9 protein-coding genes and 1 CRISPR repeat array are annotated in these 12,430 nt (G+C 53.5%); of the genes, 6 read left to right on the top strand and 3 right to left on the bottom strand.

Going from position 1 to position 12,430, the window contains the following annotated elements; genetic code table 11:
- Positions 1 to 475: 475 nt before the first annotated feature.
- Positions 476 to 1,084: a CRISPR direct-repeat array (repeat unit 31 nt; unit sequence GTCGCTCCTTCGCGGGAGCGTGGATTGAAAC).
- A gap of 393 nt (positions 1,085 to 1,477) precedes the next feature.
- Complete coding sequence (locus B0G52_RS13955; RefSeq protein WP_233162677.1) at positions 1,478 to 3,184, bottom strand: AAA family ATPase; 1,707 nt, start codon at positions 3,182 to 3,184, stop codon at positions 1,478 to 1,480.
- A 570-nt stretch (positions 3,185 to 3,754) separates the two neighbouring features.
- Between B0G52_RS13955 and B0G52_RS35585 the strand changes: the two genes are divergently transcribed.
- From B0G52_RS35585 to B0G52_RS13935, 5 genes are all read left to right on the top strand, one after another.
- The gene (locus B0G52_RS35585) at positions 3,755 to 3,898 is read left to right on the top strand and encodes a hypothetical protein (protein WP_158223708.1); all 144 of its coding nucleotides are present in this window, start codon (positions 3,755 to 3,757) and stop codon (positions 3,896 to 3,898) included.
- The gene (locus tag B0G52_RS35580) at positions 3,895 to 4,176 is read left to right on the top strand and encodes an ABC transporter substrate-binding protein (RefSeq protein WP_483296161.1); all 282 of its coding nucleotides are present in this window, start codon (positions 3,895 to 3,897) and stop codon (positions 4,174 to 4,176) included. The genes B0G52_RS35585 and B0G52_RS35580 overlap by 4 nt, the downstream gene beginning before the upstream one ends.
- Positions 4,177 to 4,353: 177 nt before the next feature.
- The gene (locus tag B0G52_RS13945) at positions 4,354 to 5,391 is read left to right on the top strand and encodes a hypothetical protein (RefSeq protein ID WP_094045254.1); all 1,038 of its coding nucleotides are present in this window, start codon (positions 4,354 to 4,356) and stop codon (positions 5,389 to 5,391) included.
- Positions 5,388 to 6,254 (top strand): hypothetical protein, encoded by an 867-nt coding sequence (locus tag B0G52_RS13940; protein WP_094045252.1) that lies wholly within the window; start codon positions 5,388 to 5,390, stop codon positions 6,252 to 6,254. The genes B0G52_RS13945 and B0G52_RS13940 overlap by 4 nt, the downstream gene beginning before the upstream one ends.
- Before the next feature lie 147 nt (positions 6,255 to 6,401).
- Positions 6,402 to 8,279 carry an S-layer homology domain-containing protein gene (locus tag B0G52_RS13935; protein WP_094045250.1) on the top strand — a complete coding sequence of 626 codons (1,878 nt, stop codon included), beginning with the start codon at positions 6,402 to 6,404 and terminating at the stop codon, positions 8,277 to 8,279.
- Between the two features lie 90 nt (positions 8,280 to 8,369).
- Here B0G52_RS13935 and B0G52_RS13930 read toward each other — a convergent pair whose 3' ends face one another.
- Entirely contained in the window at positions 8,370 to 9,362 is a 993-nt protein-coding gene (locus tag B0G52_RS13930; RefSeq protein WP_094045248.1) for a Gfo/Idh/MocA family protein, read from the bottom strand.
- 119 nt (positions 9,363 to 9,481) lie between these two features.
- Between B0G52_RS13930 and B0G52_RS13925 the strand changes: the two genes are divergently transcribed.
- Positions 9,482 to 10,285: a Cof-type HAD-IIB family hydrolase gene (locus tag B0G52_RS13925; protein ID WP_094045246.1), complete on the top strand. Its 804-nt coding sequence runs from the start codon at positions 9,482 to 9,484 to the stop codon at positions 10,283 to 10,285.
- Between the two features lie 85 nt (positions 10,286 to 10,370).
- Here the strand turns inward: B0G52_RS13925 and B0G52_RS13920 are convergent, their stop codons facing one another.
- Positions 10,371 to 12,356 carry a GTP-binding protein gene (locus tag B0G52_RS13920; protein WP_094045244.1) on the bottom strand — a complete coding sequence of 662 codons (1,986 nt, stop codon included), beginning with the start codon at positions 12,354 to 12,356 and terminating at the stop codon, positions 10,371 to 10,373.
- Positions 12,357 to 12,430: the final 74 nt, after the last annotated feature.

Below are 12,430 nucleotides of genomic sequence, written 5' to 3'. Positions count from 1 at the left end.
ACGTCACCAAGCGAGCATAGCGTCTACGTGGTAAAATAGTTTTATTGGTGCGAACCCCAAGCTCACATGATTTTCCCGGGAGATTCGCACCTCTTGCTGCACAAGGGTTGTCGGCTTTTCATGCCATTTTTGAGCCTGCTTTTCTACTCTAAAAATACCGATTCGCACTTTTGGGCCTCTAATCCCTTGCCGGGCAAGGGCTCAACAGGCTCGCTGTCGCTCCTTCTCGGGAGCGTGGATTGAAACGGGCCGCTCTGGCCGACATCGTAATCGGCGGAGTCGCTCCTTTCGCGGGAGCGTGGATTGAAACAGCGCTCGGATCTGGCTGGACCGGACGAAACTTGTCGCTCCTTTCGCGGGAGCGTGGATTGAAACTTGAGCGATCTCGATATCTGTCCGCGCTTCAGCAGTCGCTCCCTTCACGGGAGCGTGGATTGAAACAGCTAATGCTCTTGTGACATCCTCGGAAGCCGGAGTCGCTCCTTCGCGGGAGCGTGGATTGAAACTCTTCAATGGGATATTGTTCCTGGGGCAGAAAGTCGCTCCTTCGCGGGAGCGTGGATTGAAACCAGTTTGCTTTTGAAATCTGCCATTTGCGTCTCGTCGCTCCTTCGCGGGAGCGTGGATTGAAACTCTTGTGAAACTGAATCATCCGGACTCACCGACGTCGCTCCTTCGCGGGAGCGTGGATTGAAACGCTGTCCTTGCGCTGTAACCGGACCTGATAGCCGGTCGCTCCTTCGCGGGAGCGTGGATTGAAACCAAGCATACCGGACCGGATACGCTCCATAACGTCGTCGCTCCTTCGCGGGAGCGTGGATTGAAACAGCAATATCGAGCAGCAGTCCATAGAATTCGTTAGTCGCTCCTTCGCGGGAGCATGGATTGAAACGATGAATATGTTTGCAATAATTAAGCGGGAGAGTGTCGCTCCTTCGCGGGAGCGTGGATTGAAACGAGCTAATCCCGATTAAGAAACGCGCAAGGTAAGTCGCTCCTTCGTGGGAGTGTGGATTGAAACTTTAATGCGCCCAGGCACGACCACTCCGATTGGTCGCTCCTTCGCGGGAGCGTGGATTGAAACTGAGACAGGATCAAGGTTTTTTCGCGGCCGTCCCGTCGCTCACTTCGCGGGAGCATGGATTGAAACAAAAATCTCCGTTATCAGCAGCGAGATCTCAATGTCGCTCCTTTTGCAGGGGCGTGGATTGAACAGCGCTCTGACAATGACACCGTATCTTGGAGGTCGCTCCCTTCGCGGGAGCTAGATTCTACAAAACGTGCATTGCTCACAGGAAATCCCGCAAGTTGTGCCCTACATAAGAAAAGTACAATAAAGAAAAAAAAGGACGCCGCATGAGAAACGCATGAGACGCCCTTTTTTCTCCTCAGCGGAAGCGCAGATTTAACTTAATTTCGGAACAAACTGTTGCAAATCGTTATCGATCTTTCTCTCCCTGAAGTTTTTACTTGGAAATTACTTTTCCCCCTGCTCCCTGCCCTTAACTTTTACCCGCTTACCTTTAAAAGCAATACCGAGCTTAACGATACCCTGAATGCCGCGAGCGTGAAGCTCTGCCTCATATCGCTTCTCATCGATTTGAAGCAAAGCGGCGTCAAGCGCTTCGTCTAACGACTCTTCCCGTATTGCATCCGCCCTCTTAAACTCGAGAATAATCCCCTTCCGTCCCTTTTTACGCTCGCGAGGCACGATCATTACGTCATGTCTTCCATAGCCGCTCTCACGATTAGAAATCACCTCGTACTCCTTATCAAGATATACCAGAATCCCTAAAACAAATGCATGGTAGAAGCTCTCCGAACGATCGTCGCTTACATCATGATAGCTAAACGTATGCAAAACGGTCTCTTGAAGCATGCCGCTAAAAGTGGCGATATCACCGTCTGTCAGTGCCTGCAGCAGCTTGGTCGTAGAGCCGCCCTTTACTGTATCCGAAAACCAACTCGACAGCATCTCCGCAAAAAAATCATACACTTCTTCATTGGGAATCGTCAGCGTTCCGAACAGCCCTCGAAGCATCCCTTCCGTATGCCTTTCCAATGTAACGGTCTTTAGGTACCCGCTCATGAGTAAAAAAGACCATATCGTATCCGGTGAGCGATCTACTTCTCGGTACACTATCGTATCGTCAATTCGAACCGGACCGATTGCCTGTCGTTTCAGCAGGTCTGCGACTTGTTGTTGTATCTCCCCGCTGCCTTCAGTCACAAGCTTACGTACGATCAAGTTATCACTTGTGTTCACCCAGTACGAAACCAGCTTGCGCTGATCCGAATACTGCACGATGGACCATGGATTGTAAATCGTTAGAGGAACTTCCTCCCCGAAACGGTACCCGTTATACCACTTCGTAACCTCAGCAACCTGCTCTCTTAAGCCGAAATCTTCAAGTATTTTCTGAACTTCCAATTCCGTGAAACCGAAGTACTCCCTGTAATCGTCTTGAATAATCGTACTTACCTTGAGATTGTTTAATCCACTGAATATACTCTCTTTTGCAACGCGAAAAATCCCCGTCATAACACCTTTACGCAGATGAACATTGTTCTTGAAGGCTTCGCCTAATAACAATCGCAAAAAAGCAGCCGCCTCATCATAGAAACCGTGAATATATGCTTCGTTCAGTAGCGTATCGTACTCATCCACGAGAATAATAACCTTTTCTCCGTGATACGCATGAAGCAAACGCGACAATAGCTCGATACTGCCCCCATATTCCGACTCATCTGCAGTTCTATCCAGAATTCTAGAAACGATATACTTATCGTTACTGGACAGGTCGTTCTTTTCATACAAGTAACCATGACGCTCTATCTCTGTAGCCAACAATGTACATAGTCGGGAATAATTACTTTTCCATGTATTCATTTTTAAACTTTTCAACGTTAGTGCAATAACCGGATACTTACCTTGCTCTCGCTGATAGCGTTCTCCTTGATACCAGATCTCCAAGTCCTGAAAAAGCGCTCCATGGTTCTCTTCCGTTTTCTCAAAAAAATAGCGCAACATGGATAGGTTTAGCGTTTTTCCGAACCTTCGGGGGCGTGCGATCAGATTAACCTCGGCGCCATCATCGAGGATGTCCTTGATGAGCATCGACTTATCTACATAGTACAAATTACGCTCATGAATCGCTTTAAAATCATCCACTCCGATTGGCATCCGCTTCACTCTGCACACCGCCTTTTTTTCATTACAATTAGTATAACTCAAGCCATATCGCAAACCAATAGTGGGGTTAATTGTTCAAGAATGACGAATAGATAGCTTTTATGCTTTGGAAAAATACCGCTCACTGAATTATACTGAAACTATGTGGTGCGAACCCCAAGCTCACATGATTTTCCCGGGAGATTCGCACCTCTTGCTGCACAAGGGCTCCCGGCTTTTCACGTCATTTTTGAGCCTGCTTTTCTACTCTAAAAATACCGATTCGCACTTTTGAGCCTCAAATCCCTTGCCACGCAAGGGCTCAATAGGCTCGCTGTCGCTCCCTTCGCGGGAGCGTGGATTGAAACCGGTGTCCTTGGCCTCTTGCAGCTTGTTTTCGAGGTCGCTCCCTTCGCGGGAGCGTGGATTGAAACATCCGTAAAAGCGCGAACGGCGCGGTCTTTGACAGTCGCTCCCTTCGCGGGAGCGTGGATTGAAACGGCGGATTAAGCTTGTCCTCCACCATCTGCTTAAAGTCGCTCCCTTCGCGGGAGCGTAGCCAAATACGCGGCGGGTACTACCGTGCAGGACCATCTGGAGCCTTGGCTCAAGGATCTGCCGAAGCTCGATCTCATGAACGGATTATCCCCGGAAGCCGTTCTCGGCCACGATCCCGATCTGATTATCGTCACCCCGCATTTCCTTCCTCTCGAGCAGTTGGCCTGAGGCCGCATTCTCTCGCTACGACGGTTCCGGACAATTTCGCGCAATTAAGCTTAGAGAAATTGGCCGAACTGGACGCAGATAAGCTGTTCGTCATTACGCCGGAAGGACAGACGGACGAACAGGTGCGGGAACTGCTCGCTTCGCTTCCTCTATGGAACAATCTGTCGGCCGTCAAACAAAATCGCGTCTACCAGGTGGCCTCCGGACATTGGATTAATTCCGCTTACAATGCGAATCTGGCCATCCTTAAGGACGTGCTGGACACGGTGGAAAAATAGAACAAAGCCGTCTCGCAGATCCTGCGCCGCAGAAGACTAATCTTATTACGAACCTTTTGTAAACTCGCAGCCAATACACTCCATACAAATCTACTCGACGACTTAACGAATATCCAGTGAGATAAGTCGATTATTGCTCACCAGATGTTAGGTGTCGTTGCCAGGGAGGGGTCAGTATTGGACTCGATGAAGGTTAAGACTAGCGTTCATATGCTTACCATGCTTATGGGTACATGGTTGGTGGTCGGCATTTTCGTTGATGGATATGCGCACAATCATCGGGTTCCCGAAACTTTTTTCACACCATGGCACGCCATTCTTTACAGCGGATTTTTGGCTTCGGCATTATGGATCGTCGGACTGATCTATGTGAACAAGAGACGGAATGGGGGAACCTGGCATCAAGCAATCCCGACAGGATACGGACTTGGCTTGATAGGCGTTGCGGTTTTTCTTTTTGGCGGAATTGCCGATATGACCTGGCACCTGATCTTTGGCATAGAGCAAGATTTGGACGCTCTCCTTAGCCCGTCCCATCTCGTGCTAATGCTGGGAACGCTATTGATTATTAGCAGCCCCTTTCGGTATGGCTGGGCACTCTCTCCCGATCAACCCGGTTGGCGCCACTTTTTCCCGATTCTTCTCTCTGCTGCCCTGACCGTAGGGGTCGTTAGTTTTTTCCTGATGTATGTATGGATGTTTCGCTATAACTTGGCGACCCCGGCCGTCATCGATTGGTATAAAAGCCGAACCGATCCATTCTTCGGTATACGGGTCATCGAAGATTTGGAGATTCGCGGTCTATCCTACATTCTGTTAAACACCTTGCTGTTCATGTTCCCGGTATTCCTGCTGCTCAAGCGATGGCAGGTTCCTTTTGGCTCATTTACTTTTCTCTTTACCTTTATAAGCGTACTTATGGGCGTACTGGACGGATTCCAGCAGTATTTGGCTATTCTCGTCCCTCTTATAGGCGGACTGGCTGCAGATTTAATCTATGTAAAATTGCGACTTGGAGGGAACACGACGGGAGGTTATCGAATTTTGGCGATAGCTGTACCCGTGGCGCTGTGGGGCAGTTATTTTCTCAGTATGGCATTGTCAGGCGGGATTGGATGGGCTCCGGAATTATGGGTGGGCTCCATTGTTCAAGCTTCCCTTTTGTCCCTCGCATTAAGCATCCTCGCTATCTCGCCTACTCGAGGCAGCCAATGAACATTTTTCTCAAAAACACTCTAAAGATGGCGGCGTTCATACTCGGTTTGGCCCTGATGACGGGTTGCTCCGCAACCAAGTGGGACAATGTGGATAAGAGTCCTCCTGTACGAGGTCTGCTGGCCATGATCCAGCAGGATCAAATGACAAATATAACCGATAGAGGTTATCGGGTTATTGCAGCTGAATCCGCTGGAAAGTCCTTCGAACAAGGGGAGGTCGACATCAGACTGTTAGTAATCGATTCTTCCGGCATACCTGTACAGAAGTTTGTTGAAGATCGAACAAAGTTAATGCATCTGATCGTGGTAAGCAAGGATCTTGGTACGTTCATGCATGTCCATCCGGAATATGTGGGGGAAGGTGTCTTTACCGTCCGAATTTCATTCCCCCATGCCGGTCCGTATCTTCTAATTAGCGAATTTATACCTGAACATCAGGACATGACCGTCCATAGACAATGGATCACAGTAGCTGGAGAAATGCCTCCAAAGGCAGAAACGCTCCCCGATGACTCATACAGCCAAAGAATGGACGATCTCCATATTTCTCTAACCGCCAGCCCGGGCCTTGATAACATCATTGCCGGAGAAATGGTTATGCTCCTATTCCAAGTCTCCGATGCCGAAACTCTACAGCCGGTTGGAAGGCTCGAAACCTACCTGGGAGCTTCCGGGCATAGCGTTATTCTGAATAGCTCGGCTGACGTGTATGTTCACGTGCACGCTGCGGAAGAGATGAGCTCGGGAAGCAATGTTATGTTTCACACTGTATTTCCCGAGGCGGGGATCTATAAGATTTGGGGCCAATTTCAGTACGAGGGTAAACTCACTACCGTTCCATTTGTTGTGCAAGTCCGTTGATGAATGCGATCCAGCCGCGCTGTAAAACCCGGACCTCAACAGAACGCCAAACGCTAACTCGCACACCTCGACAAACTTCGACAGTCTTCTCCAAACGCCATCTGCTATAGTAGTTTTATTCTTATTTTCGATTAGGAGAGTAGAACTATGATCAAAAAGCTGTGGGCCGCTTCAGGTCTCTTGCTTGCCATCGTACTTGCATATCCGTTCATGGCCTATGCGGACAGCTCGTCCGACTTCCAGGACGTAAGCGGCACGCACTGGGCCAAGGAAGAAATCAACAGCATGGCTCGGTTGGGAATCGTCGCGGGTTATTCCGACAAAACCTTTAAACCGAACAAGGAAGTGACACGCGAGGAATTCGCGACACTGATCACCCGGGCGTTCTATCTGGAACTGCCCTCCGAGGACCAGAAACCTTCGTTCGTCGATGTCTCCTCGTCGCGCTGGTCGTTCGTGGCCATCGAGGCCGCCAAGGAATACTTGACGGGCTATTACCCGCCATCGGGCAAAGCCTTCTTCGATCCGACTGGATCGGCCACGCGCGAAGATGTGGCGGTAGCGTTGGTGAAGACGCTCGGTTATCAGCCCGACGATCTGGAAAACGAGAATATTCTGATGTGGTACGACGACACCGCAAGCGTTTCTCCGAATATGAAAACTTACTTTGCCTTGGCTGTCGAGAAGAAGCTGATTACCGGCTACGGAGAAAATTCCTTGGCTCCGGACAAGCCCGTTACACGCGCAGAAGCTACGACGCTGCTGTACCGGGCGATCAAGGGAGCGGCGGCCGACGCCGATCAATCGCTTATTCTGAACGTCGAAGCGCCCGAGACGGTCTCCACTCCGACGTTCTATATAACGGGAGATGTGACCAAGGGAGCCCAGGTGTTCATCAACAACGAGCAGGCCGAAGTCGTTCAGGGGCAATTCCGCGTCGGTTTCCGTCTGAAGGAAGAGGGAACTTACACCTACACGGTGTCAGCGAGAATACCGGGCGGCAAAACCCAGTCCGTAACGAAGAAGGTGACTTTCGCGAAAGGCGCCCCTGCCTTGGAGGTCAGCGGCATTCCGGAAATCACCGACAAGCAGGAAATCGAAGTGAGATGGAAAGTCAAAGACGAGAACGATCCCAATCCGAAAGTATCCGTCAACGGCGAGCTCCAGCACTATTCCGCAACCTCCGCCAGGATCTCCTTAAAGGATGGCAGCAATGAAGTTATCGTCGTGGCAGAAAACAGCTACGGTCAATGGGCTAAAGTCGTCAAAACCGTCGTTTTCCAAGGGGGCGGCCCCGTATTGGAAGTGCATAACGTCCCCCAGACGACCAACCGGGACACGCTCAAGATCAGTTGGACGGTCAGCGACAAAAACGACTACTCGCCGAAAGTATTCGTCAACGGAGAGGCTGCCGGCGGCAGTACCAGCATGACATTATCGCTCAGACCGGGACCGAATACCATTACCGTCAAAGCGATGAACAAACATGGCAAAATAACGGAGAAAACGTTCGAGGTTCGGATGGAAAACAGCGGACCGGTCTTGACGGTCGCTCCAATCCCGGAAACGACGGGCAAGGAATCGCTGACGCTGAACTGGACGGTAACCGACCCGAACTATAATCGGGTACAGGTGTACGTCAACAACCAGTTGATCTCCGGCAACAGCACATCGATCAAGCTTACCCCTGGGCCGAATTCGATCCACATCAAAGCGGTCAATTCCAACAGCGAGTCTTCGGAGCAAAGCTTTAATGTCACTTTCGATCCGGCGGCACCTCAGTTCACCCTGGGATACGCGCCGGAGTCCACGACCTCCCAGACGATTACGTTGACCTGGACCGTCAGCGACGAGAACGACCGGAGCCCGATAGTTTACGTTAACGACCAGTTGATCAGCTCCAGCATGACGAACGTTAAGCTGACTCCCGGCGTAAATACGTTCAACATCGTCGTCAGCAACAAATACGGAAAGCTGACGAAAACAACCTACACAGTCACCTATACTCCGCCTGTTTCCGAGTAACGAGCCGTCGCGGCACACCACAAGCTCCCCCTCCCGATCCCAGGATCGGAAGGGGGAGCTTTGCGTAGCGGCCGTTTGCTTTCTAACCCGTTACAGTTCAACCCGGCGGCGAGTGCGTGCGGACTCCAGGCAAGCGTCGATCAGCTTCATATTGGCGACGGCGTCCTGGGCCGGATACAGAGGAGCTTCCTCTCCCCAGACGACGCGGGCGAACTGATCGGATTGCGCCACGTAAGCGTCCACGCCGTAAGGGCCTTCCGTTCGGGTTTCCCCGCCGGCTTGCACGACGATCACGTCGTTCTCCTTGTTCGGCAGGAACGACGGCTTCAGCACGATCGTGCCCTCCGTGCCGACGATCTCCAGCTCGTTGCGGAACGTCGCCCACATGCCGCAGTCGAACGTCAGCGCCACTCCGCCTTCGAACTCTACCAGACCGGAGGCCATCATATCCACATCGTCGTGCTCCGGCGAGAACAGCGCGTGAACCGTCGCCGCTTCCGGCTCGGCTCCCGCAATCCAACGGGCCGCGCTGAGCGGATATACGCCGACGTCGTACAGACCGCCGCCTCCCCATTCCTTCACTTGCCTAATATCCGTTTTATTCGCGGCTCCATTGTATGTAAATACTCCTCGAATCGCCCTCAGAGCGCCGATCTCCCCGCTGGCGATAATCTCCTTCACCCTGGCGATACGCGGATGGTGCCGATACATGAAGGCTTCGGCCAGATGCACGCCCGCTTCCTTGCACGCGTCGACCATCTCCTGCGCTTCCGCCGCATTCATCGCAAGAGGCTTCTCGCACAGAATATGTTTGCCGGCTTTCGCCGCCGCGATCGTCCACTCCTTGTGAAGATGGTTCGGAAGCGGGATGTACACGGCATCGATCTCCGGGTCCGCCAGCAGCGCCTCGTAGCTTCCGTAGTGCTTCGGAATGCCGAACTCCTCCGCCTTCGCCTTTGCTTTCTCCTCGTTTCTGCTGGCAATGCCGACGAGCTCCCCTGTCTCCGACGCCAGAATGGCCGGTATGACAGCGCGGTCCGCGATCGCGGCGCAGCCGAGTATTCCCCAACGCAAACGTTTCATTGCCGAATCCCCTCTCATCTCCGATAGTCCCCATCATTATACCATGCCTATCGACTTTTCGATTAAGCCGATTTGGGTTACAATGGGACGATACCAACGAGACAGAGAGGGAGAGAAAGATGCCATACCGCCTCATAGCCATGGATCTTGACGACACGCTGTTAACGGACGAATTGACGGTGACGGAAGGAACGCGCCAAGCGATGAACGACGCGATCGCCCGGGGAGTCCATATTACCATCGCGACGGGACGCATGTTCGATTCCGCGCAGAAAATCGCCCGCCAAGTCGGACTGAACGTTCCTATCATCACCTACCAAGGCTCGCTGATCAAAAATCTGCTGGACGAAGAGGTGCTCTACGAGCGCTCCATTCCGGTAGAAGTCGCGAGCGAACTGTACGAATACTGCCTCGCCAACGGCCTGCACCTGCAGAGCTACATCGACGACAAGCTGTACGTACCCGAAGACAACGACAAGGTCAAAGGCTACGTCAAGCAATCCAAGATCCCTTATTTTGTAGAAACGGACTTTAAGCGCATTATCGAACATCCGAAGCAGACGAAGCTGCTCATCATCGACGAGCCCGCGAAGCTGGACGCGCTGCTGCCTGAGTTGAAAGCCCGTTTCGGGTCGCAGGTGCATCTGACCAAGTCCAAGCCGAACTACTTGGAGTTCCTGCACCCGGAAGGCACCAAAGGGCATGCGCTGCGCTTCCTCGCCGCCCATTACGGCATTCCGATCGAAGAGACGATCGCCATGGGCGACGCGATGAACGACCACGAGATGGTCGAAGCGGCCGGTCTCGGCGTCGCGATGTCCAACGCGGTCCCGGCGCTCAAGGCAGTCGCCGATTACGTCACGCTGTCCAACAACGAGGACGGCGTCAAGCATGTTATCGAGAAATTCGTACTGAACGCATAAAACGAAAAGGCTGTTCCGAGCAGCGAAGCCGTCAATCTTTACGGCCTTGCTGCTCGGAACAGCCTTTTTCTCTTAGTCGCCCGAATCACCCGATCGACAGAGCGTTGCGGGTCGCCAAAATATACTTGGACGTGTCAAGCGGATTAACGCCGCGTCTACTCCTCTCCGCGTTCACGTCGCGAGGACATTCCTGATAGCCGTCGAAGTAGGTCGTCAGCGTCCCTCTTCCTTTGGTCATCGACCCCAGACGGGCCGGAAAATCCAGAGAAGTGGCGACAGGAAGCCTCCCTTCCAGCTCCATGCGGCCTTGGCGAACGACCGGCATGTCGAACTCCCCGCGCATGACGGACAGCTCGCTCATCAGCTTGCCGCCGAACTCCTCCGGCGTCGACAGCCGGAAGCGCAGCATCGGCTCCAGCAGAATCGTCCCCGTATTCACCAGTCCGTCCATTATGCCCATCGGCGTCGCCACGACGAAGTCGAGCGGATGCGTATGCCAGACATGGTGCTCTCCCTCGATCAGCGTCACCTTCAAATCGGTAACCGGCCAGCCTTTCAAGCCTTGCTCAAGCGCCTCCGGCACGCGTCTGGCCACCTCGTTCTGATAGCTGTCCAGCAGCCTCTCCGGACGGACGATCGACCGGTACTCCAGTCCGCTTCCCCGCTCTCCCGGCTCGATGACGAAGCGGAGAATCGCCCAGCATGGTTTCGGCATCGTATACGCGACGAAGCCTTCTCCCTTCTGCGCCGGCGTCTCCTTGTAGATGACCGAAGGCTCTCCGAAATTAACTTCAAGCCCGTACCGGCTTAACAGCATCTGCCCCAGCACTTCAACCTGAATCGGCCCCATGACGCGCAGGTGAAGCTCGCGGTCTTCCTGCAGCCACTGCACGTCGAGGTACGGATCTTCGTCTGCCAGTTCCTGCAACGCGGCAACGACGGCGGGATACTCCGCTTCGCTGCGCCAATGCGCCTGCACGGTTAGCAGAGGTTCGGCCAACCGCCGCACCCCCGGCACGCCTTCGCTCACGCCGATAATATCGCCGATTCTCACCCGGCTCCATCCGCAGACAACGGCAATATCCCCGGCCTTCAGAATACCGACGTCCTCGCTGCGCTGCCCGTCCATTTTGCGAATCTGCGTCACTTTCTCTTCGATATTCAAAGAATGATTGCGTACCGTATCCCGGTTGCGCAGGACGCCCCCGTACAAGCGAACGTAGGCGAGCCTTCCCATCGTCGGGTCCTTGTCCAGCTTAAACACGACGCCGGACAACGGCTTCTCTTCATTGCCCTCCGGAGGGGGCAGCAGTCCGACGATCGCGTCCATAAGCGCGTCAACGCCAATGCCGCGATTGGATGCCCCGTACAGGACGGGAAACAGCTCGCAGCGCCGAACCCCGTCCTGCAACGCCGGAATCAGCTCGGAATCGTCCAGGCTTCCCCGCTCGAAATACCTTTCCAGCAGCGCATCGTCCCGCTCCGCGATCTTCTCCGCCAATCTTTCTCGGTCAGCGCGCGCCTGCTCCGACCAAGCAGCTCTGGCCTCTTCTCCGACTTGCAGCAGCTCGATCGGTCCGGAGAAGGCTCCCTCGACATCGCCGCAGCTCTGCACCGGAACCGCGTTCGCGGACAGCAGCCGGTGAATCTCTCCCAGCACACGCTCGGGTTCCGCTCCTGTGCGATCCAGCTTGTTCATATACAGCAGCGTAGGAATCCCCAAATCCCGAAGCGCCTGCCAGATAACCTCTGTCTGAGCCTGCACGCCTTCTACGGACGATACGATCAGAACGGCCCCGTCCATGACCCGCAACGACCTCTCCACCTCGGACAGGAAGTCGACGTGCCCGGGCGTATCTACCAAGTTGATCCGAACGCCCTTCCATTCGAATCTCGTAACGGCGGAACGAACTGAGATCCCTCTCGTCCGTTCGACTTCCAGCCAATCCGTCTGCGCCGTCCCGTCGTCTACGCTGCCCAAGGAGCGAATTCGTCCGCTCCGATACAGCATCTGCTCCGTCGTCGTCGTTTTACCCGCGTCGACGTGAGCGAATATCCCGACATTCCGCATATGCCCTCCAAAGTTAGGAATAGGAACAAAAGCCCGCACGGTCCGAAGACCGGCGAGCCCGCTATTCTCTTTCT

It is taken from the genome of Cohnella sp. SGD-V74, from assembly GCF_003001675.1.
In the GTDB taxonomy this organism is placed as follows: Bacteria; Bacillota; Bacilli; order Paenibacillales; family Paenibacillaceae; genus Cohnella.
Note: the sequence above shows the minus strand (reverse complement) of the source record. Positions and strands in the feature narration are given on the sequence as shown.

Excerpts from the sequence above, each read along its gene's own strand:
- B0G52_RS13955 (WP_233162677.1), bottom strand. The coding sequence starts at position 3,184 with ATGCCAATCGGAGTGGATGATTTTAAAGCGATTCATGAGCGTAATTTG.
- B0G52_RS13940 (WP_094045252.1), top strand. The coding sequence starts at position 5,388 with ATGAACATTTTTCTCAAAAACACTCTAAAGATGGCGGCGTTCATACTC.
- B0G52_RS13935 (WP_094045250.1), top strand. The coding sequence starts at position 6,402 with ATGATCAAAAAGCTGTGGGCCGCTTCAGGTCTCTTGCTTGCCATCGTA.
- B0G52_RS13930 (WP_094045248.1), bottom strand. The coding sequence starts at position 9,362 with ATGAAACGTTTGCGTTGGGGAATACTCGGCTGCGCCGCGATCGCGGAC.
- B0G52_RS13925 (WP_094045246.1), top strand. The coding sequence starts at position 9,482 with ATGCCATACCGCCTCATAGCCATGGATCTTGACGACACGCTGTTAACG.
- B0G52_RS13920 (WP_094045244.1), bottom strand. The coding sequence starts at position 12,356 with ATGCGGAATGTCGGGATATTCGCTCACGTCGACGCGGGTAAAACGACG.